The 21,362-nt window shown below is 44.5% G+C and carries 20 protein-coding genes; 11 read left to right on the top strand and 9 right to left on the bottom strand.

The annotated features are described in order from the left end of the window. Positions 1–123 precede the first annotated feature (123 nt). Entirely contained in the window at positions 124–423 is a 300-nt protein-coding gene (locus AB9H30_RS11295) for a hypothetical protein (protein ID WP_371194775.1), read from the top strand. A gap of 22 nt (positions 424–445) precedes the next feature. Here AB9H30_RS11295 and AB9H30_RS11290 read toward each other — a convergent pair whose 3' ends face one another. Continuing rightward, entirely contained in the window at positions 446–1,363 is a 918-nt protein-coding gene (locus AB9H30_RS11290; protein WP_371194774.1) for a LysR family transcriptional regulator, read from the bottom strand. A 175-nt stretch (positions 1,364–1,538) separates the two neighbouring features. On the opposite strand from AB9H30_RS11290, the gene AB9H30_RS11285 reads away from it, so the two are divergent. After that, complete coding sequence (locus AB9H30_RS11285) at positions 1,539–2,981, top strand: NADP-dependent isocitrate dehydrogenase (protein ID WP_371194773.1); 1,443 nt, start codon at positions 1,539–1,541, stop codon at positions 2,979–2,981. 71 nt (positions 2,982–3,052) lie between these two features. Here AB9H30_RS11285 and AB9H30_RS11280 read toward each other — a convergent pair whose 3' ends face one another. The 6 genes from AB9H30_RS11280 to gmk form a co-directional block, all read right to left on the bottom strand. Further along, positions 3,053–3,685 carry a peroxiredoxin-like family protein gene (locus tag AB9H30_RS11280; protein WP_371194772.1) on the bottom strand — a complete coding sequence of 211 codons (633 nt, stop codon included), beginning with the start codon at positions 3,683–3,685 and terminating at the stop codon, positions 3,053–3,055. Between the two features lie 99 nt (positions 3,686–3,784). Beyond that, on the bottom strand, positions 3,785–4,468 hold the full coding sequence (gene trmH, locus AB9H30_RS11275) for a tRNA (guanosine(18)-2'-O)-methyltransferase TrmH (RefSeq protein ID WP_371194876.1): 684 nt from the start codon (positions 4,466–4,468) through the stop codon (positions 3,785–3,787). A gap of 42 nt (positions 4,469–4,510) precedes the next feature. Then, on the bottom strand, positions 4,511–4,897 hold the full coding sequence (locus AB9H30_RS11270; RefSeq protein ID WP_371194771.1) for a RidA family protein: 387 nt from the start codon (positions 4,895–4,897) through the stop codon (positions 4,511–4,513). 23 nt (positions 4,898–4,920) lie between these two features. Beyond that, positions 4,921–7,032 carry a bifunctional GTP diphosphokinase/guanosine-3',5'-bis pyrophosphate 3'-pyrophosphohydrolase gene (gene spoT / locus AB9H30_RS11265; protein WP_371194770.1) on the bottom strand — a complete coding sequence of 704 codons (2,112 nt, stop codon included), beginning with the start codon at positions 7,030–7,032 and terminating at the stop codon, positions 4,921–4,923. A gap of 159 nt (positions 7,033–7,191) precedes the next feature. Next, a complete protein-coding gene (gene rpoZ / locus AB9H30_RS11260; protein WP_371194769.1) occupies positions 7,192–7,464 on the bottom strand; it encodes a DNA-directed RNA polymerase subunit omega in 273 nt (90 codons plus the stop codon). A gap of 234 nt (positions 7,465–7,698) precedes the next feature. Next, entirely contained in the window at positions 7,699–8,340 is a 642-nt protein-coding gene (gene gmk, locus AB9H30_RS11255; protein ID WP_371194875.1) for a guanylate kinase, read from the bottom strand. Between the two features lie 178 nt (positions 8,341–8,518). Between gmk and AB9H30_RS11250 the strand changes: the two genes are divergently transcribed. From AB9H30_RS11250 to AB9H30_RS11230, 5 genes are all read left to right on the top strand, one after another. Continuing rightward, positions 8,519–9,187, top strand: a complete 669-nt coding sequence (locus AB9H30_RS11250; RefSeq protein ID WP_371194768.1) for an alpha/beta hydrolase — start codon at positions 8,519–8,521, stop codon at positions 9,185–9,187. Between the two features lie 106 nt (positions 9,188–9,293). After that, a complete protein-coding gene (gene hemC / locus AB9H30_RS11245) occupies positions 9,294–10,226 on the top strand; it encodes a hydroxymethylbilane synthase (RefSeq protein WP_371194767.1) in 933 nt (310 codons plus the stop codon). A 7-nt stretch (positions 10,227–10,233) separates the two neighbouring features. Beyond that, positions 10,234–10,977: a uroporphyrinogen-III synthase gene (locus AB9H30_RS11240; protein ID WP_371194766.1), complete on the top strand. Its 744-nt coding sequence runs from the start codon at positions 10,234–10,236 to the stop codon at positions 10,975–10,977. After that, on the top strand, positions 10,964–12,151 hold the full coding sequence (locus AB9H30_RS11235; RefSeq protein WP_371194765.1) for a uroporphyrinogen-III C-methyltransferase: 1,188 nt from the start codon (positions 10,964–10,966) through the stop codon (positions 12,149–12,151). Before AB9H30_RS11240 ends, AB9H30_RS11235 begins: the two co-directional genes overlap by 14 nt. Further along, complete coding sequence (locus tag AB9H30_RS11230; RefSeq protein WP_371194764.1) at positions 12,148–13,302, top strand: heme biosynthesis HemY N-terminal domain-containing protein; 1,155 nt, start codon at positions 12,148–12,150, stop codon at positions 13,300–13,302. Before AB9H30_RS11235 ends, AB9H30_RS11230 begins: the two co-directional genes overlap by 4 nt. 37 nt (positions 13,303–13,339) lie before the next feature. Here AB9H30_RS11230 and AB9H30_RS11225 read toward each other — a convergent pair whose 3' ends face one another. Then, positions 13,340–13,900, bottom strand: coding sequence for a helix-turn-helix domain-containing protein (locus AB9H30_RS11225; protein WP_371194763.1), 561 nt, complete (start codon positions 13,898–13,900; stop codon positions 13,340–13,342). A gap of 207 nt (positions 13,901–14,107) precedes the next feature. Between AB9H30_RS11225 and AB9H30_RS11220 the strand changes: the two genes are divergently transcribed. Together AB9H30_RS11220 and nagZ are read left to right on the top strand one after the other, a co-directional pair. Continuing rightward, a complete protein-coding gene (locus AB9H30_RS11220) occupies positions 14,108–15,316 on the top strand; it encodes an anhydro-N-acetylmuramic acid kinase (RefSeq protein WP_371194762.1) in 1,209 nt (402 codons plus the stop codon). Between the two features lie 35 nt (positions 15,317–15,351). Beyond that, complete coding sequence (nagZ, locus tag AB9H30_RS11215) at positions 15,352–16,377, top strand: beta-N-acetylhexosaminidase (protein ID WP_371194761.1); 1,026 nt, start codon at positions 15,352–15,354, stop codon at positions 16,375–16,377. Here the strand turns inward: nagZ and AB9H30_RS11210 are convergent. Further along, complete coding sequence (locus AB9H30_RS11210) at positions 16,374–17,408, bottom strand: methyltransferase domain-containing protein (RefSeq protein WP_371194760.1); 1,035 nt, start codon at positions 17,406–17,408, stop codon at positions 16,374–16,376. The two genes, nagZ and AB9H30_RS11210, sit on opposite strands and share 4 nt — an antisense overlap. Positions 17,409–17,729: 321 nt before the next feature. Here AB9H30_RS11210 and AB9H30_RS11205 point away from each other — a divergent pair, with 321 nt between their 5' ends. Beyond that, positions 17,730–18,653 (top strand): GGDEF domain-containing protein, encoded by a 924-nt coding sequence (locus AB9H30_RS11205; protein ID WP_371194759.1) that lies wholly within the window; start codon positions 17,730–17,732, stop codon positions 18,651–18,653. A gap of 195 nt (positions 18,654–18,848) precedes the next feature. Further along, positions 18,849–21,086, top strand: a complete 2,238-nt coding sequence (gene recQ, locus AB9H30_RS11200) for a DNA helicase RecQ (RefSeq protein WP_371194758.1) — start codon at positions 18,849–18,851, stop codon at positions 21,084–21,086. Positions 21,087–21,362: the final 276 nt, after the last annotated feature.

Raw genomic sequence — 21,362 nt, 5'->3', positions numbered from 1 at the left:
GTTCAAAAGCACTGAATATCACAAAAGCTTCTGGCCGCGCGTCCGATAACCTAAGCAGAGACGAATTTTTTGTGCGAGCTTTGTGCCGATTGCACGCAAAATCAAAATAATAGGAAGAGACAAATGAGTAAACTAATATTGACCAACAACACCTTACCAGAGGGAATGGTGATTGCTGAGGTTTTTAGCATGATTCAATTTACCGGAACGATTGAGATCTCAGATCGCGGCATCGTGGTGGGCTTGTTTGAAAAAAAGCGTACCGAATACCAAGACATCATTGATAATTTTGCTGCGAGTGCGCCTGCTGAGGCCAATGCAATAACAGGTGTGCAGATATCTACGACTACCCAAGCCTTCGAAGGCATTACCTATCTCTATATTACCTATGTGGGAACACCTGTCGTGCTAGTAAGCGAATAAGTGTCCAAATAAACCCTAGAGCTCACAAGCCTGCTAATTTGTTGGCCACGTGTGCCTTAAATGCCGATGCTGCTGTCGATACCTGCTTTCCCTTTGGCAGCACCCAATACCAAGAATTAGGAATGGGAAAGCCTTCCACCGGCAAAGAAATAAGGTTTCCGGGCGCCATGTGGTTAAGTGCATGACGACTGACAATCGCAATTCCTAAACCCGCCATCACCGACTCTTTAATTGCTTCGTTACTAGCAATGGTGGCGGGCTGCTGCATGCGCAGTCCGTTTTGATTGAAAAAGCGCTCTATGGCGTAGCGTGTGCCCGAGCCATTTTCTCGCATTAGTAAGCGCTCACTTTCTAGCATATCCCATGTAATTATTTTTTCATTTCGTAAGGGATGATCTTGCTTTGCAATTACCACTAGGGGGTTCTCCGTCAGAAACTCAGCCTCGATATCTAGCTCCTTAGGCGGATTGCTAAATACATATAAATCGTCAAGATTTTGCTTAAGGCGCTGAATAATTTCTGCCCGATTACCAATTTGAAATTCTGGCTCAATGTCAGGGTAACGCTGGCAAAACTCACCTAACAAAGACGGAATAAGGTATTTAGCGGTGGTCACTACGCTGATTCGCAACTGCCCCACCGATAAGCCTTGGCGCTGCGCTAACTGCATCTCTAGATTATCCATAACCTCAAAGAGTTCGCGAACCGCTTTTAGCACGTCTTTTCCAGTATCGGTTAAATACATCTGCTTGCCTACCTGCTCAAACAGACTGACACCAAGAGCATTGGCGAGCTTTGCAATCTGGGTAGACACCGTAGGTTGGGCTAGGTGCAGGGCCTTAGCGGCAAGGGTTACACTAAGATATTCTGCCACCATCATAAATATTTCTAACTGGCGGAAGGTGGTTTGTCGTGTGTGAAATCGGCGTGCCCATGTCATGTATCTATATATATCTATGTTTAGTCATTAATAAATCTATTATTACAAATCATATAAACCATTACAATCGTGCTCCACAATAAGCTAACGCGGCGCTAAGATTTATTATCTGGGCACGCCTTAGCTTGAACGAACAGTATGAATAACATAACAAAAATAAAACTTCGGAGTAATTATGACAGCAGTAAAAACACCCATTACGATCGCTTATGGTGACGGCATCGGCCCATCAATTATGCAGGCTACTTTAGAAATATTAGAAGCCGCTGGCGCGCAAATCGCCCCCGAAACTATCGATATTGGTGAAAAAGTGTATTTAAGCGGTCAAACCAATGGCATTGAAGACAGCGCATGGGAATCACTGCGTCGCACCCAGGTATTTTTAAAAGCACCCATTACCACTCCGCAAGGCGGCGGTTACAAAAGTCTAAATGTAAGCATGCGCAAAGCCCTAGGCTTGTATGCAAACATCCGCCCATGTATTTCGTATGCACCCTTCGTAAAAACCAAGCACCCCATTATGGACTTGGTAATTGTTCGCGAAAACGAAGAAGACCTATATGCTGGTATTGAGCACAGGCAAACCGAAGAAGTCTATCAATGCCTTAAACTTATCACTCGCCCAGGCTGCGAGCGCATTGTTCGTTACGCCTTTGAATATGCTAGGCAGCAGCAGCGTAAGCGCGTCACCTGCTTTATCAAAGATAACATCATGAAGCTTACCGATGGGCTGTTCCATCAAGTATTCAGAGATATCGCAAAAGAATACCCTGACATCAAACACGACAGCATGATTGTGGATATTGGTGCTGCCAGGGTTGCCGATACTCCCGAAGACTTCGACGTAATTGTTATGCCAAACCTTTATGGTGACATTATTTCAGATGTCGCGGCACAAATTGCAGGCTCAGTGGGCATGGCCGGCTCTGCAAATATTGGCGACCATTGCGCGATGTTTGAGGCCATTCATGGTTCGGCGCCTGACTTAGCCGGCCAGAACGTCGCCAACCCGTCTGCATTGCTACACGGCGCGATTCAAATGCTTGTGCACATAGGCCAAAGCGAAGTGGCGGAAAAAATTCATCATGCATGGCTTGTTACGCTAGAAAAAGGCCTACACACGGCTGACGTATACAAAGAAGATCAAAGCCAGGCGTTATTAGGCACAACGGAATTTGCAAAAGCAGTTATTGAACACTTGGGTCAATCACCTAAACAGCTAAAAGCACCCTCATACGCTAACAGCAAACCACTCGTTTTACCCAAAGTGGGACATAAAGCGCCGTGTGTAAAAGAGCTGGTGGGTATCGATGTGTTTTTGCAATGGCAAGATGGCGAACCAATGGACTTAGGTGAAAAGCTCAAAACTTTTGGTAGCGACGCCTTAAACTTGCAATTAATAACCAATCGCGGCGTAAAAGTCTGGCCAAAAGGCTTCCCCGAAACTTACTGTGTTGATCACTGGCGCTGCCGTTTCATGTCACCCGAGCTACACCTTGGTTTTGATGAGGTATTAGCCTTGCAAACCCGACTTCATGATGCCGGCTTTGATGTTGTAAAAACTGAAAACTTATATAACTTTAACGGTGATCCTGGCTTTGCTGCGGTGCATGGCTAAAGGATAAAAAAACAATCATTGTTGCGGCGCTGTCTCAGTAGTTAAGACAGCGCGCTTTTATACGAGCCTTACTATTTAACCAATCTAGCCGCACTTAATACCAACGCAGCCGAAGGGCGAGTTTTGAAATCTGGATTTACATAGCTGAACAAGACAGTACCGCTGGTGTCGGTAATGAATATTGCTGGTGCAGGCAGTACCGCGCGATCTGTATTGTCGGCAATCAGTTCTATCTGCATGCGCTCTTTGTACAAATTACGGGTATCGTTGGGCACGTAAAAACCTATTCCAAAATTACGAATCGCGTGTAAATCGGCATCTGAAATTAACTGTGCTGCAAACTCTGTCTGAAGTTTTTGCGACTGTAGCTTTTCTGGTGTTTCAGGCGAAATTGCAATTATCTGATAACCCTCTGCCACTAACTCTTGCTCGATGTCTTTTAATTCAGCGAGCTGACGCGAGCAGTATGGGCACCATCCACCTCGGTAAAATACAATCACGCTGGGTTTTTGCATTAGTAATGCAGGCAAACTTACCGGTGAGCCATCGGCGGTTTTAACCATAACATTTGGAACGGTACTGCCATTTAACAAAGGAGTAACGTCTTCTGCTTTTTCAGCGATAACGCTTCGATCAAGCGCGACGCTGTGCAGTGAAACGAGGGTTAGTAGCACCGCAAAAATACCTACGAGTTTGGTTTTCATTTGATTCCTATTATGAAAAGTCTGTCTTGACATACTAGACCTATAAGAGGACTAAATACTTTCAAATAAAACAAAAATAAGTAGGCTTGGCGGTGATGTTTAAGATTTAGAAAACTGCAGGGCCTGCCACCATTGATCTGGAGCATCTATACACCCATTTTCATCTACACGGGGAAAACTTAGTTTGCGACGAAGACATTCTCTGTATAACACCGGAAACCCCCCTGAAAATAGCACACGCTGGGCGTCATCTTCCGAGATTTGAGATGTTTCATACATGCCAGCGGCCTGCCTTTGTCTCTGCGCTTCGTATAAGATCAAAGCCGCAGCAACCGAAACATTTAATGACTGCACCATCCCCACCATCGGTACCATCACCGAATGATCTGCTAGCGCGACAGCTTCATCGGTCGCGCCAGTTTTTTCTTGCCCGAGTATAATAGCGGTTGGCTTTGTATAATCGATATCGCGAAAATCTACGGCTCGCTCATCTAAATGCGTCACCAATACCTGCATATTTTGCTGGTGAAGGTGCTCAATAGCATTGTTGAGGGTATTGTGAGTGTGCGTCTGCACCCAAATTTGGCTACCCATCGCGGTGCCTTTACGCAGCGATGCGTTTTGCGCCCAAACAGCGTGAATCTTATGCACACCAACGGCATCAGCACTGCGATAAACCGCGCTGACATTATGCGGCTTATGTACTTCCTCCAGAAGAACAGTTAAATCGCTCTGGCGTTTTGCGAGCACTTCACGGATTGTGTTATATCGCTCTACCGTCATACATTGCTGCATAAAATATTTACTCTTAATGAAAGTAAGTACTTACTCTGGCAATACCATGACGCCATCAATTTCAATTTGTACGGCTTTGGGAAGAGCGCTTACCTGCACGGCTGCACGCGCTGGATATGGCTGCTTAAAATAACGCGCCATCACTTCATTTACCTTCGCAAACTGACCTAAGTCAGTTAAGAAAATGTTTATCTTTACCAAATTCGACATGCTACCACCGGCGGCCTTGACCACCGCTTGGATGTTTTCAAACACTTGTACAGCTTGCGCTTCAAAATCTTCAGATACTACCTCCATAGTGCTTGGCACTAGGGGGATTTGCCCAGATAAATAAACCGTCCGACCGGCTTTAACAGCCTGGCTATAGGTGCCAATTGCGGCGGGAGCGTCGTTAGTTTGAATAACTGACTTAGACATAGTAATTCCTTATTTCAGACACACTATTTCTGCTTATATTGGCTGTGTCTGGATATGTTTTGTAATTCAGGTAAGGCGCGGATTTTGCGCATTATATTAGCAAGGTGCAAGCGGTTTTGAGTGGTTAGCTCAATATCAATCACATAATGATTGTCCTCTCGATTCTCGGTTTGCAAGTTGATCACGCTTGAATCGCAACTGGCGATCGCCGCTGTCAGGGCCGCGAGCGTACCTTGCTTATTAATAAGCTCAACGCGCAATGATGCTTTGAAATCACCCTGCGGATCATCATCCCAGAGCATCGGTAACACCCGATTTGGCTCTTCGCGACTGAGTTTACGAATATTCGTACAGCCGGTTTGGTGGATAACCACCCCTCGGCCAGGGCTCAGTATGGCAACAATTTCATCATCTGGAATAGGGTGACAACAGCGCGAGAAGTGAACCATCAAACCTTCCGTGCCTTTTATCGCCACTTTACTTTTCTTCTCAGGGATCTCGGTATTTTCTCCCACCAATCTGCGAGCGATCATGGCACTAATTTCATTGCCCATGCCGATATTTGACAATAAATCTTCGAAATTCTGATATTTCGTTTCTGCTACTACTCTATCGATATCTTCTTGCGGGATTTCATCCAGCTTAATAGTACCGAGAGCATGGCGTAACAATCTGTTGCCCATATTGGTAGCGTCATGTGCGTGCTGACGCTTTAAATAGTGCCTAATATTAGAGCGAGCACGGGCACTGACCACAAAATTTAACCAATTTGCATTGGGCTTTGCCCGTGGCGACGTAATAATTTCAACACTTTGGCCATTTTCCAATGGTTTGTTCAGCGAAAAGTTTCGATGCTCTACCCTCGCGCCAACACAAGTATTGCCGACGTCTGAATGGACTGCATAAGCAAAATCAACGGCGGTTGCCCCCATTGGCAGCTCAATGATCTTGCCCTTAGGTGTAAATACGTATATTTCATCTGGAAAAAGGTCAGACTTAACGCTTTCAATAAATTCGACGGAGGTTGACGAACTCTGTTGCAGCTCTACTAATGATTGCATCCATTGATTGGCTCTAAGCTGCGCGGTGGTGCCACGATCTTCTGTCTCTTTGTATAACCAATGCGCAGCGACGCCTTTATCTGCCATGTGGTCCATCTCTTCGGTTCGAATCTGCACTTCAACGGGGATACCATGCGGGCCCTTTAAAGATGTATGCAAAGACTGATAGCCATTGGTTCGAGGAATAGCAATATAATCTTTAAAGCGGTTCTCAATCGGTTTGTACAATCCGTGGATCGCGCCCAAAACTCGATAACAATTATCAATTTTATCTACGATAACTCTAAAGCCATAAATATCCATGACTTCGGTAAAGGAGAGTTCTTTATTTTTCATCTTCAAATAAATTGAATAAAGATGCTTTTCGCGACCCACCACGCGGCCTTTGATATCGAATTCAACGAGCTTGTTTTCTAGTTCTAGTCGCGTTTTCTCAATGACTTCTTTTCGATTGCCGCGAGCCTGAGTCACTGCCGATTTAAGGGCACGGTGCCGCATCGGATACATTGCTTGAAACCCAAGGTTTTCAAGCTCATTTTTTATATCGTGGATACCTAATCGATGAGCAAGCGGAGAGTAAATTTCTAGGGTTTCTTTTGCTATGCGTCGTCGCTTGTCTGGACGTAAGGAGCCCAAAGTGCGCATATTGTGCGTGCGATCTGCAAGTTTAATCAGGATCACGCGAATGTCTTGCACCATTGCCATAAGCATTTTACGGAAATTCTCTGCTTGGGCCTCTTGTTTGGTGCCAAACTTCAATTTATCGAGCTTACTAACCCCCTCTACCAGCTCCGCAACGGTATCGCCAAAGGCCAGTGCAAGGTCTTCTTTCGAGTATTCAGTGTCTTCTATTACATCGTGTAAAAGTGCAGCCATCAGCGACTCGTAGTCCAGGCGCATGTCGGCTAAAATGCCGCTAACTGCAACTGGATGCGTGATATAGGGGTCGCCACTCGAACGAGTTTGTCCCTCGTGAGCATCGCGCGCCAGTACATACGCGGCTTGCACAAGGTCGACGTGCTCCGGCGGCAAGTAGGTACTGATTTTCGCTTTTAACCCTTCAAACAGATACACGCTTCAACTTTTTATAAATTTGGACAAGGGCATCAAGAATACGGTTATTTTGCCAACATGCAAACGCAAAAACGCCGATTTTCATCGGCGTTTTAATTTTTTTTCTAATTTGCAGTAAAGATTTCTTTAAAAGTGACTTAAACCTTTTAATGCAGCATCTTAGCTGTTTGCTAAAATACTCGCTACAGAGGCAAATTCAGCGGCTTCTTGCTCACGCTGGTCTTGCATGTCGGTAGCTTGAACTGTCTCAGCAGTCACAAAACCCTGCTCGATTTCACGCAAAGCAACAACTGTTGGCTTGTCGTTACCCATTTCTACAAAAGGTTCTTTGCCTTCAGTTGCAATTTGACGAGCACGACGAGCGGCCACTAACACTAAATCAAATCGATTGCCGATTTTGTCTACTGCGTCTTCTACTGTTACACGTGCCATGGTTGCTCCGGAAATTAATGCGATTAAAAAAATTTGGTCGCGAAGTATACTGTATTATTGTGCTATAGCCTAGTAGAAATAAATCGAAGTACAAGCCGAATACAAAATTAGGTAGGTTGTGTCCTGTAGAGCTTGGTCATAAATGGCATTGTTTAGCAAAACGACGATATAAATCAATGCCGCGGTAACACAAGTAAACCCAAGCATAAACGACAACATAGCGTTTAGCGCATTTTATTTTTTTGTCAATGAGGCGAGTAAGTCACTGTGACGTAAATTTTGCTTAGGTAAAGACAAAGCCTGCGAATTTACAATACTGACAAAATCGGCGACAGCCTTATTAAAGTCGTCATTCACGACTAGATAGTCAAACTCATCATAGTGAGACATTTCAGATACCGCTTCTTGCATACGTTTTGCAATCACTGCAGGCGCATCCTTACCCCTGCCATCAAGACGCATTCTTAATGCTTCAATAGAGGGAGGTAATACAAAAATGCTGATAACCTCTGGATTCAATGCCTTAATCTGCCGCGCACCTTGCCAATCAATGTCGAGAAACACATCAATGCCTTGATCTAGCTTGTCGCTGATTGCTGCCTTAGAAGTACCGTAGTAATTATCAAAAACCTTGGCGTATTCGTAAAAAGCATCTTGTTTTATCAAAGCTTCAAATTCAGATACATCAACAAAGTGATAGTGCTCACCGTCTACCTCGCCTTCTCTTGGCGCACGGGTGGTGTGCGACACTGAAAGCTGCGCAGGATTATTTAATTTTTGCTCTGCACTGTGGCTTAATAAGGCCGAAATCAAACTCGACTTCCCTGCACCAGATGGTGCAGCCACTATAAAAAGGTTTCCTAAAGGTTTACCCATACGCATTTATTCACGCTATCCGTTAGTCTTGAAAACAAAGGCTATGGTAACATATAGGATTGATGATGTGAGCCATGCATGACGCATTTAAACGCAACGATTAGGGGATTGATGGGCCGATGTCTCATCAGGAAAGTTCGCCTATCACACTAAATTTTTCGCAGGATAAGAGAGTATTATGACCGATTCAAGATTACAAGGCGTGATCCAAGAGGCTACCGGAGAACACAAAGCCACCGTCATTTGGCTGCACGGCCTAGGCGATTCAGGCAATGGCTTTGCTCCCATTGCACCAGAATTGCAACTCCCTGACAGCGCAGGCGTAAAGTTTATTTTCCCGCATGCACCTATTCGCCCGGTAACCATCAACAACGGTATGGAAATGCGCGCGTGGTATGACATCAAATCAATGGATATGGAAAGTCGCGCAGATGTAGAGGGCGTTCACCAATCCTCAGATTTAGTGCAAGCCTTGATTGAAGAGGAGATAGCCAGCGGCATTCCGGCAAACAAAATCTTTTTAGTGGGCTTTTCGCAAGGCGGTGTAATTGCGCTGCACTTAGGTACTCGTTTTAATCAACGCTTGGCCGGCATTGTGGCACTATCAACCTATATGTGTCAGCCGCAGTCGTTAGCCGCCGAGAAACATGAAGCGAATGCCAGTGTGCCGATTTTATTTTGTCATGGACAACAAGACGAAGTAGTGCCGCTGTTTTTAGGCCGCAGCGCCTATCAAACGCTCAAAGAAAATGGCTATGATGTGCATTGGAAAGAATACATTATGCAGCACAACGTATGCTTACCAGAAATTAAAGATATCTCTAAGTTTTTGCAACAGCAACTGTAAAAGAATGCTGTGCAGCGAATTAATGCAGCGGCGAATCTCAGTTAATCGATTTTCCACGTTTGCTTATAATTTAATCGTTAACTCCAACAACAAGAATGGATAAATAATGGCCGATTGTGCACGCGTGATAAAAATTGCCACGCGCAAAAGTTCCCTTGCTATGTGGCAAGCAAACTACGTTAAAGATAGGCTCGAATACTACCATCCAAACCTCACCGTAGTATTAGTGCCCATGTCGACCCAAGGCGACCGAATTTTAGATACGCCACTGGCCAAAATTGGCGGCAAAGGTCTATTTATCAAAGAATTAGAAGTGGCTATGCAAAATAACGAGGCCGACCTTGCCGTGCATTCGATGAAAGATGTACCCGTGCATTTTCCTGAAGAGTTTGGCTTACACGCCATCTGCCCTCGCGAAAACCCATATGATGCTTTTGTCTCCAATCACTATGCCAAGCTAGACGATTTGCCTATCGGTGCCATTGTTGGAACCTCAAGTCTGCGCAGACAATCACAAATACGAGCGCGCAGACCTGATTTGGTTATAAAAGATCTGCGCGGGAATGTGAATACCCGTTTAGGCAAGCTAGATGCCGGTCAATACGACGCGATTATTTTAGCGGCAGCAGGCCTTATTCGCTTAGGCATGCAAGAACGAATTGCTGAAGAAATCTCTGCCGAAATTTCACTTCCGGCAGTAGGTCAAGGTGCAGTTGGTATAGAATGTCGCAACGACGACGCCGAACTTATTGCGCTACTAGAGGCTCTAAATGATCAAGAAACCGCTTGGAGGGTTCGTGCAGAACGTGCAATGAATGCTCGTCTTGAAGGCGGCTGTCAGGTTCCCATTGGCAGTTTTGCCGAATTAAATGGAGAAAGCATTGTGCTCAGAGGCCTTGTGGCTAAGCCCGACGGCAGCACTATTTTATATGCTGAGCACACTGGTGACATTGGCAACCCAGAGGAAATCGGTATTGTCGTTGCAGAGCAATTAATCGCAAAAGGGGCCGCAGAGATTTTGTCGGCACTGCACGACTAAGGTTTATATGTTTTTGGTAACGCGGCCGCAGCCAAAGGCGGAACAAACAACACGCGCGCTTATTGCGCAGGGCTTTGCCGCCAAAGCGCTTCCGGCTATCGATGTTCAAGCTCTCGAGCCAAGCCTTGCGGTACCATTAATATCATATGATGTAGTAGTAGTGACGAGTTCTTACACCGAACCATTTTTACAGCGTAATTTAAACGCCATGATTCATCAGCGTACGCAATTTATTTGCGTAGGACAGAGCAGTGCAGATATTGTGCGGGATTGTCTCAGTGCAGATGGGCTATCAAACCAGATTGAGATTGCAGAGCCACAAAACTCCGAAGGCATAATTGCATCGCAAACCTTTGCCAAACTATCACAAAAATCAGTGGCGCTGATTAAGGGGCAAGACGGTCGCAATACAATCGCGGCATATCTAGCGCAAAATAACGTAAAAACAGATATCTACGAAACCTACAAACGCACTGCAACATTTTCAACAACGAGCATGAATGAATTTGATGGTCAGTCAATTAAGTGTATGATTGTGACAAGTGTCGACATTGCTGAACAAATTTTTGAGCACTTTTCATTAGACTGGCTAAAATCCATTATATTTATGGTCGCAAGCCAAAGAATATATGACTATGTTCATGCAAAAGGCGCGCAACAATTAGTGTTATCAGACGGCGCATCAACCGCGTCCCTTGTCTCATGCGCCAATCAATTATATCTATCGGGAGTCTTGGATGACAAACGCTAACGAATCAAAATCTGTATCGAAATCCACTAAAACTGAGGATATTGAAGATGGCGTAGTCATCGATTCCACGCCAAGTTCAAAAAGCAAAGAGCCTGAACAAAAAAAGCCCTCCTCAAAAGGCTTGTGGTTTTTTACTATATTGAATTTTTTGTTAGTCATTACAATTTGTGGTGCAGGATATTGGTACTACATGCAAGAGCACCAAACTCAGCAGCAAATAGAGCTTGACCAACAAGCGTTTTTAGCCGCGCGTAGCAATGATTTGTCCGATCTAACATCATCATTGATGAAAACAGAGCGCTCTGTCGAGGCGCTTGCAAATGAACTGAACACCAAAAATCAATCTCTATCACAATCGATGGATAACTTGCTTTCACAAGTGCTCGAAAATAGTCAGAGCGACAAAGCACTTGAGCGACAAATTGCCGAAATATCGGGCCGGCGTCCTTCTGACTGGCTGCTGGCTGAAGCGAGCTACCTCGTCAATATGGCAGGCCGTAAGCTTTATTTGGAGCAAGACATTCGCACCTCTATAACCTTATTGAACGAAGCTGACGCCCGTTTACAAGACTTAGGCGACCCATCGCTACTGCCCATAAGAGCACTCATTGCCCGCGATATCCAGACCTTACAACAAGTTAATCCAGTATCAACAACCTCCATCGCCCTAGCGATATCGGGTATGTTGCCGCAGGTAGCAAATTTGCCGCTAGAGAACCTCAAGCTGCCTGAGACAAACATTGACAGCGCTGGCCCGTTAACCAATGAAATGTCGGATTGGCAAGAAAACCTCAAGCGTACTTGGCGCTCCATTGTTGGTGACTTTATCAGTATTAAACGCATTGATAAGCCCCTTGAACCCTATTTAGCCGAACGCCAGCAGTGGTTGATTGAGCAACAAGTCAAGCATGCACTAACACAAGCTCAAACTGCGGCCTTGAACGAACAATACACCCTGTATAGCGCATCTTTGCAGCAGGCAATGGCCTTAATCATCGAACATTATCAAATTGAAGATAACAACGTTTCGCAGTTTATGAATGCATTGCAGCAGTTACAAACCACCAATTTTGAACGCGATTATCCAGAACGTTTAACATCCATTGAGGCACTTAAAGATGCGCTAGAACGCCGTGTAGAGCGCCAGTTCAACAATCGGGACGATAGCTTATGATAAAACTGATTGTACTACTGGTAATTCTGTTTTTTGCACTGTTATTTGGGCATACGCTTATTGGCCAAGAAGGTATGGTGATTATCGCCTTACCCGAGACGGTTATTGAGCTTTCAATTATCAGCGCAGCCATTATTATCTTTTTTTCACTTATGGGATTTTTGATATTGGTTTGGCTAGTCAAGCGCCTGGTCCGCATGATGAGCGGCTCTAGAAATTGGTTTGGCTCTTATTCTCGGCGTCAACAAAATCGGGCTTTTCATCGCGGCCTGCACGCCTACTTAATTGGTGACTTTACCGCTGCACAGCCGCTTTTACAAAAGAGTTTTGGCGGCGAGTTTTCAGGAACCAACTATATGCTTGCTGCAGATATCGATGCGCGTATTCATCAAGGCAAAAATGTAGATGGACTGCTTGCTCAGGCCCAACTAGATGCCGACGCCACTGGTTGTGCGATATTGAAACAAGCTCAGTTAGCACTGATGGACAATCAAGCAAGTAAAGCACTTGAGGTATTGACAGAGCTGCCCGAAAAAGAAAAAAAACACCCCATCGCGATTCAGCTAAAACTTCAAGCCTTGGCAAAATTAAACCGCTGGCCAGAAGTAAAAAATCTCATCTCTGAACACAAACGAGTAATTGCAAAAGACTACTTAAGTTGGGCGCAGCGAGCGACCCATGGTGAGTTTGCAGCTATTGTTAGTAAGCATGGTGCAAACGCCTTAAAAGAAAAGTGGCAGAATCTTTCTCGCTCAGCGCGCAAAGATGTGGCTAACCAAGTGTGCTACGTCCAACTATTACTCGACCAAGGCTTAGCCAGTGACGCCGAAGAAATCTTAGTGGAGTTTGCTAAGAAGCAAGAGCACGATGCGTACTGGGGACTTTTCAAACAGCTTGATCACGCATCTCCCGTTAAAGCCATCCGCTTTATTGAACATAAGATTAAACAGCAGCCAGAGAACGCGGTTTTGTATTCGGTATTAGCGCACCTTGCGTATAACAGTAAAGACAACAGCCTTGCACAACGAGCAATCAATAAAGCCATTGAGCTTGAGCGTAATCAACAAGATTTGCTTTTACTTGCAGCCATTTTAGAACAACAGCAGGCCTATGAAAAAGCCAACGAGCTATATAAGTCTCTGTTAGATTAAGCATTAAGAATAGATGTTTTTTATGCTTAGCTTCTATTTAAGAAAGATAATGCATCTTGTGCTCTAGAGTCTGTGCAAATTCATTTAGTGAAAAAGGCTTTGCTAAGACCGACATGCTTGCATCGGTCATTGCCACCCTCGCGGCTTGGGTATCTGAGGCAAAAATAATAAATTCAGGCGCATAATCCATTGAGCGTTTAATGTGGTCGCGCAGATGACATGGGTTTGCGCATTCAAGGTCTGCATCTAAAACGACTAACAGTGGTTTTTTTAAGGCGATTTCAAAACCTGCTTCTATGCCATTCTCAAACGCCGACACCACAAAGTTAGCATCTCTTACGATGCGCTTTACGTGCTTAGACAAATATTCATCTTCTGTCACAATGACACAGGCTTTCTCAACAACTGGTGCTAAATCTGCTGGGATAGGCATATTGTTTTGTGTTAAAAATGCGAATAAATCGGTTTCGTTTACCCGATTATTTCCGCGCCCGGGTAGCTTAAATGCGTTCAGTCTACCGGCACCAATCCATCGGATAACAGTACGAGGTGTTACATCACAAATACTGGCGATTTCGCCACTGGAAAATGATTTCATATATATCGACTACTTGGCTGATACTCCCTAGGGATAGTAGCAGACTGCAGATTTGCACACGACATTTGCGACACATCTGCATTGATACTAGGGTATAAATATAAAGCCCCTATATTCAAACCATTCTGAGTGTTTTCACAGCTAGTGTGAATAAGCTCAGGTATGATATTCTCTTAAAATAAGATTGTTCAGTTAAGGTTCGTTCGTTTGCTTTCACATATACTGCAGCTTAGCCAAATTGCGCATAAACCCAAAAGAACCATCCTTGGCGTAATGAGCGGTACCTCATTAGACGGTTTAGACATTGCTTTGTGTCGCCTTGAAGGTCATGGTAAACACACTAAACTGCGCATAGAAAATTTTGTTACGCTTCCCTTTGAATCAGACTATCAGTCTATCGTAAAGCCACTGTTTGCGAATGCCAATGCCAAACTAAAAGATGTGTGCTCTGCTAACGCTTGGGTTGCTCGCAAGCATGCCGCTATGATTAACCAAGTCTTAGCTAATTGGGATCTGAGCTCCTCAGATATCGACATTGTTGCTAGCCATGGCCAAACTATTTATCACCGCCCCTCACATATGCTCGACGACCTACAAAAAGGCCATCTACCAAATGCTACCTTACAAATAGGTGATGGCGATCATATTGCGCAGCTAACAGGCATTATTACCCTAAGTGACTTTCGACAAAAACATGTGGCGGCCGGAGGTGAAGGCGCACCAATGGTAAAATATGGTGACTACCTGTTGTTTACTGATCCAGATGAGTATCGAGTGCTCATTAATTTGGGCGGTATCGCCAATGTCAGCATGATTCCGCCAAACGCAAGCTTTAGCGATATTATTAGCACCGACACCGGCACCGCCAATACATACTTAGATGCAATGGTTCAGCATCATTTGAGCGGCCAGCATTATGATGCAAATGGAGATATTGCGGCAAGCGGAAAAGTTCATGAGAGCTTGCTTACCGCGCTAATGCATCATCCGTTTTTAAATTTACCCGCACCCAAAACTACCGGTCAAGAATCATTTAGTATCGAATGGTTATCAGCGCAAATGCGCATGACCGAAACGCAAGCCCTGCCCCTTCCTGATTTACTTGCAACATTGGTTGAATTTTCAGCGATCACTTTATGCGATGTCATTAAAAAGCTTGCACCTTTGCACCAAGCATTGGCTTTATATGCTAGTGGTGGTGGGGCAAATAATCCATTTTTGTTATCCAGAATTCAAGCGCATCTGCCACAAGCAACGCTTGCACCAATGCAGGAGTTAGGAGTAAGTGCGGATGCAAAAGAAGCGGCTCTTTTTGCGCTTTTAGCCAACGAATGTATTTGCGGAACATCCGATACCTTTAAAAACTCAAAAGACGCGCCTAATGTGTCTATGGGTAAAATCAGTTTGCCAAACTAAGCTATCAAGTTTACGCCCATTAAAGAGAGACTACATTGCCACACGCCAATAACATTATCGTATCCTGCAGCGGCCTGCGTCTAAGCGCAGACGAAATCGCTTTATTTTCTGAACTAAAGCCTTGGGCAGTGATTTTGTTTGCGCGCAATATTCAATCACCTGACCAACTTACTGCATTGCTTGACGACTTTCGCGGCGCCTTCGGCCAAAACGAACTAATGGTATTGCTAGATCAAGAAGGCGGCAGAGTATCGCGATTGCCGCAAACACATTGGCGAGTTCCACCCAGCCCGCAGGTATTTTCTAAGCTTTACCAACATAATAAACAAGATGCTTTACAGGCCTGCTATTTAAATAATGTATTGATTGGGCATGAGTTAAAAAGCGCTGGTATAAACGTCAATTGTGCTCCCATGTTAGATATACCTCAAGTTGATGCGGCTGGCATCATTCACGAGCGCGCCTTTGGGGACTCATTAGAACAAGTTATCGCACTCGGTGCAGAGGTAATCAAAGGATTGCAATACGCAGCCGTAGAGCCAGTCATGAAGCATATTCCGGGACACGGCCGTGGACGCACCGACTCACACTTTCAACTACCGCAGGTTGAGGCTGATTTAGCAATATTGAAGAAGGTCGATTTTGTACCTTTTGTGCAATTTAATCACTTGAGTATGGCTATGAGTGCACATATTGTGTACCAAGATATTGATCCTGAACTTCCTGGCAGCATTAGCCCAAAGGTGATCAATGAGATCATTCGCAAACAAATTGGCTTTGACGGTCTATTGATGACAGATGATATTAATATGCACGCGTTGACCGGCTCAATCGCAGAGCGCAGCCATGCAGCGTTTGACGCCGGAGCCGATGTCGTGCTGCACTGCAGTGGCGACTTTGTTGAAATGAAATCGCTGTTACCCGTGGTGTCAGAATTGAGTGGCAAACCCTTAAAACGTGCCCAACGAGCCCAGCAACTTGCCTGTGCAGCCTCAACAGATATAGATGTGGAGAGTGTCACACAGCAACTACAGTCACTGCTAGCAGCAAGCCAAACTTAAAGCTTTCCTATTGGCACCGCTGTGAGCGATTGCTGTTGGAGCTGCTGCTCATTCACACTTATGGTTTTTATGCCGTCTGAAATAGACCAACACCAAAACTGCTCTTTTCCGACTTGCTCAGTTTGCGGAGAAATAGTGATGATCAATTCACGACTTGGATCGACGCTAAAAGGCTCTGGCAAGGGAAACAATATTTGATCCCAGTGCGTAGGAATATCGTGAGGTCCGGTACCAAAACTTACGCCTTGGCTAAGCTCAGCGCTAAACCACCCACATAATGCAAATATGTCCGTTTTCTCACTCGGGGTTAGCGTTGTGGTAAACACTCTTGGCTCTTTGGCTTTAGCAATCGTCAGCATATCTAGCGCTGGAAAATCTGCGATGCTGCTAAGCATACTATCTGGCTCTAATGCAACTAAGTCGGATTGCTGAAAAGGTACCTTTGCGATGGGAGAAAAATTAAGTCCATAAGGCCGCTCTTGTAAAAAGCATAAATCTTCTAGTATGTCTTCATCGTTTACTAGGCCTACGTGAAGCGATACTTGTGCGGGGACCATAAACCCACCGTCTTTCAAATAGCGGTCTCTTAAAGTCAACAGCGGCTCGAGCATCGCCTCGTAAAATAAACAATGTCCCATCCATTCCGAGACGATAATGTCAACCTTCTCATCGAGCTGAAGCGATTCATGGTCGTCATGGTAAAAATCAATATTCTCAAAACCATTTGCCAAGGCAATTTGTTGCGCTGTTTTGATGAAAGGCGAACGGTCAACAGCAATCACCTTTCGGGCCTTAGCGCGCGCTGCAAACATCGAGAGCACACCCGTACCGCAGCCAAAATCTAACACCGTTTGCTCGGGTTTAACCACATTAGCGATGGACGTCTCATAAGCTTCCGTGCGAATGATATCCTGCAGCATTACTTTATGCATAGCCACATCACGGTATGACATTCGATACCGCCCTTCGCTGCCGTCAGTCGCGTTCGCGCTTATATCCTCAGATAGATTACCTTGCTTGAAATCGTTCATCGTTATCTCATCAAATTAGCTAAGGGATATTCTATCAGCGCAGACTCAAGCAAACACGGTTTATATGACATTCCTAGATCCATGTAAATTTTGGACGGACGATTTGCTTCACTGATAAGTGCGCTTTAATAAGAAAATAAGCTAATGTAATAGACTTACTCGGCGATAATTAGCTATAAGTATAGTTTCAACACTAAGATGCAAATGAGCGACGGTGTATGACAAAAAACGCGAGGCTGAGCTATCAAATCACCCTTTTGGCCTAAACATTCTGTACAGCGTGCGAGTCAATCAGACTTTCTTATAAAGTCTGTTTTTGGCGTGTCTATTGTTTCGTTTACCGTTTTGATCCCATTTGGGATAAACAACTTCATTCAAGGACGCTTGATTGGCGGTGTTTTAACTCTGTCCGTCGCGTCTTTGTTTATATATAACGCATGGTTAGGGTGGAGAGGTAAATATTCTTTAGCTCTCAATCTTTTCGGCGTCATTCCAAGCATCAGTTTAGCATCCGTCAATGCTCTCTTAACACTTGGAGTAATAGGCTCTTTTTGGGCCTATCTAAGCGCTTTCTCAATTTATTTCATTCTTCCATTGCAGCCGGCCAAATACGCAAACGTCGCATTTTTGCTGGCGGTAATTTCAGCCGCTTGGTTTTCGTTAGAACCAGATGTTTTCCTACGATTTTCGGCCACTCTTACTGCGGTATGCTTCTTTATTTATATTTCGACGAGAGAAACCACAAAAGCACAAGCCCAGCTCAAAAAACAGTCTATTACCGACTCACTTACCGGTGCCTATAATCGCGTGCAGCTTTCACAAAGCTTAAAAGATGCTATGGCAAACTTTAAATTACATGGCATAAAATCTACTTTGTGCGTCATCGACATCGATCATTTTAAATCGATTAATGATACTTACGGTCACGATGTCGGCGACATGGTTTTAATTGAGCTGGCTAAGTTCTTACATGACAATATTAGCAGTAAAGACACCTTGTTTCGCATAGGCGGAGAGGAGTTTTTAATACTCATGACCAACACCGAAGCTTATGAGGGAGAAAGAACTGCCGAAGCTATCCGCGCAGTCGTTGAAGATTTGCCACTGATTGAAGACCGTCCAATCACAATTAGTGTCGGCGTCACCGAGCTTGGGCACGGCTACGGCTGGAAAGAATGGATGAAGCTCTCGGATGAGAAATTATATTCTGCAAAACAAAGCGGGCGCAATCGCGTAGTTAGTTAGTGCCGCTAAACCCTATGTTTATCAACCCCAACCGCTTACAAGCCTATCCCTTCGCATGGTTTTAAGGCCCAACACTTGTAATCTGCGCTTAAAACGATAAGTTATCTCTGTAATTATTGTATGGTATAACAAGTTAGCCACATCACTGTTGCCACACACTACCATTGACTAAATAATAGAGATGAGCCACTAGCAGTGCAGACATCAGAGCAAACAGCATTTCATAAACAAAGTAATGCACAAAAACAACAAAGCGCCAATCAAGTACTCAAACGCGTATTTGGTTTTGATTCATTTCGGGCCTCACAATCTGCCATTATTAACAATGTTCTGAAGGCAGAAAATACCCTAGCAATAATGCCCACCGGTGGCGGGAAGTCCTTATGCTATCAAATTCCAGCAGTATTATTTGACGGCCTAAGCGTGGTTATTTCACCCCTGATTTCATTAATGCAAGACCAAGTCAGGCAACTTGACGAACTCAACGTACCATCTTGTTTTTTAAACAGTACATTAAGTCCAAACGAGTACCAAGAGAATATTGCGCGCATTACCAGCGGCAAGATAAAGCTGCTTTTTTTAGCTCCCGAAACAGCCTTGCAAGTTTCTATTCTAAATATGCTTGACCAGTGCAAGGTGGCCTGTATTGCCATTGATGAAGCCCATTGCATTTCAGAGTGGGGGCATGAGTTTCGTCCAGAGTATCGCCAGCTCAATGTTTTAATCGAACGCTTAGACGACGCTGTATGTTTGGCGTTAACCGCAACCGCAACGCCGCGGGTGAGAGAGGACATTAAGCGCCAACTCAATATTGCGGATGACAGCGAGTTCATTTCAAGTTTTGACCGTCCGAATTTGTATATTGAGGTAAGCGAAAAAGATTCCCCATATCGTCAAACCACAGCGTTTATCGACAAGCATCCTAATCAATCGGGGATAATTTACTGTCAGTCACGCGCGGGGGTAAATGAGCTGACTCAGAAGCTTACCGCAGATGGTTACTCTGCACTGGCTTATCATGCCGGTCTCAACCATCAAAAACGCAGCGAATACCAAGACAAATTTGTGCGCGATGATGTCAATATTATCGTTGCTACCATTGCCTTTGGTATGGGGATCAATAAACCCGACGTACGCTATGTGCTGCATTACGATTTGCCTAAAAATATTGAAAGCTACTATCAGCAAATTGGACGCGCCGGCCGCGATGGCATAGACGCAAACTGTCTATTGCTATTTGGCTATGGTGATATTGGTAAAAACCGTTTCTTTATTGATCAAATGCACAACGAACAAGAAAAGCGGCTTGCGACGATGCACCTAAATCAGATGCTCGCGCTAGCTGAAACAGAAGACTGCAGACGTATTGGCCTACTTCAATACTTTGGCGAGCAAGATGTGCAGGGCAAGTGCCACAAATGTGACAACTGTTTAAGTGAAGCACAGCAACAAACTGACTTAAGTGTGCCAGCACAAAAGTTTTTGTCCTGCACCTATCGCACTGGGCAAATCTTTGGTGCGGGTCATATTGTGGACGTTTTACGCGGCTCAAGCGCTGAAAAAATCCTGCAAAATCAGCATAACTTACTATCGACCTATGGGATTGGTAAAGAATATACAAAAAAGCAATGGATGGCGCTCTCGCGGCAGCTCATTCAAAAAGGTTTTTTAAGGCAAGACGAGCAGTTCGGCAGCCTTAAATTTACTCCTAGCACACAAGACATACTCAGAGGTCATAAGCCCTTTTTAGGAAGACTACAGGAGGCTAAAGCAGAGTCAGCGCCGCGAGCAAACTCAGCCACCTTACTCGGGGAAATAGGCCTACTTGAACTACTGCGATCCGAACGAAAGCGTCTAGCCGATAATGCAAAGGTGCCGCCCTATGCGATATTTTCAGATCGCTCACTACAAGAAATGGCGTTTTATTTTCCACATTCTGTTGAGAGCTTTTTAAAAATCCATGGTGTAGGACAAAGTAAGGCACAAAAATACGCGGATATTTTCTTAGGGATCATCGAACAGTATTGCGAGTCAAAAGGTCTTACAGAGCAGGGCAATGAAAACGCAGCTACGCTAATAAAAAATGCAGCGACTTCAAACAAGGATTTGAGTGCAAAAACGCAAGATATTGTGAATGCATTTGAAGCCGGTCAATCCGTCGCAGAGCTTGCCACACAGCACAAAGTTAAACTCAATACTGTCTATGGGCATTTATATAAATATGTGCAGCATGGCAAAGCGTTCAGCAATAGCGAGCGACTATTAACTGAAATTAATTTGGATAATGCTCAGTTGCAACTCGCCTTAGATGCCTTTAGGGAGCACGGACATGAGCGCCTAAAGCCCGTATTTGACGTACTAGGTGAACGCGTAAACTACGACCAACTGCATTTGCTGCGAGTATATTTTTTGCACTCAACTATAACAACCTAAGCACATTGTCGTTGCAAACATGCTGCTAATGCGCAATTTATGCACTAGTGCATCGGAATTAGACTACGGTGGATATTTTTAGATGTAGAAAAAGTATCACTCAAGTAAAAAACAATCATACTAAGCAAAAGAGCATCATATAATTGAGTGTTAAAGCAATCATGTAGGCAACGACAAGTTTACGGCAATTGCAGACAGTCGCAGAGTATTATTGATGGGCTTTGGAAAGGTACTTAACACGTTAGAGTTTCGGTGTTTGTCAAACTAGTTGTCGCG

The organism is Glaciecola sp. SC05, from assembly GCF_041380235.1.
In the GTDB taxonomy this organism is placed as follows: domain Bacteria; phylum Pseudomonadota; class Gammaproteobacteria; order Enterobacterales; family Alteromonadaceae; genus Glaciecola.
Note: the sequence above shows the minus strand (reverse complement) of the source record. Positions and strands in the feature narration are given on the sequence as shown.

Bases quoted from the DNA above. Each gene is read 5' to 3' on its own strand.
- AB9H30_RS11295 (WP_371194775.1), top strand. From the start codon at position 124: ATGAGTAAACTAATATTGACCAACAACACCTTACCAGAGGGAATGGTG.
- AB9H30_RS11290 (WP_371194774.1), bottom strand. From the start codon at position 1,363: ATGACATGGGCACGCCGATTTCACACACGACAAACCACCTTCCGCCAG.
- AB9H30_RS11285 (WP_371194773.1), top strand. From the start codon at position 1,539: ATGACAGCAGTAAAAACACCCATTACGATCGCTTATGGTGACGGCATC.
- AB9H30_RS11280 (WP_371194772.1), bottom strand. From the start codon at position 3,685: ATGAAAACCAAACTCGTAGGTATTTTTGCGGTGCTACTAACCCTCGTT.
- trmH (WP_371194876.1), bottom strand. From the start codon at position 4,468: ATGACGGTAGAGCGATATAACACAATCCGTGAAGTGCTCGCAAAACGC.
- AB9H30_RS11270 (WP_371194771.1), bottom strand. From the start codon at position 4,897: ATGTCTAAGTCAGTTATTCAAACTAACGACGCTCCCGCCGCAATTGGC.
- rpoZ (WP_371194769.1), bottom strand. From the start codon at position 7,464: ATGGCACGTGTAACAGTAGAAGACGCAGTAGACAAAATCGGCAATCGA.
- gmk (WP_371194875.1), bottom strand. From the start codon at position 8,340: ATGGGTAAACCTTTAGGAAACCTTTTTATAGTGGCTGCACCATCTGGT.
- AB9H30_RS11250 (WP_371194768.1), top strand. From the start codon at position 8,519: ATGACCGATTCAAGATTACAAGGCGTGATCCAAGAGGCTACCGGAGAA.
- hemC (WP_371194767.1), top strand. From the start codon at position 9,294: ATGGCCGATTGTGCACGCGTGATAAAAATTGCCACGCGCAAAAGTTCC.
- AB9H30_RS11240 (WP_371194766.1), top strand. From the start codon at position 10,234: ATGTTTTTGGTAACGCGGCCGCAGCCAAAGGCGGAACAAACAACACGC.
- AB9H30_RS11235 (WP_371194765.1), top strand. From the start codon at position 10,964: ATGACAAACGCTAACGAATCAAAATCTGTATCGAAATCCACTAAAACT.
- AB9H30_RS11230 (WP_371194764.1), top strand. From the start codon at position 12,148: ATGATAAAACTGATTGTACTACTGGTAATTCTGTTTTTTGCACTGTTA.
- AB9H30_RS11225 (WP_371194763.1), bottom strand. From the start codon at position 13,900: ATGAAATCATTTTCCAGTGGCGAAATCGCCAGTATTTGTGATGTAACA.
- AB9H30_RS11210 (WP_371194760.1), bottom strand. From the start codon at position 17,408: ATGAACGATTTCAAGCAAGGTAATCTATCTGAGGATATAAGCGCGAAC.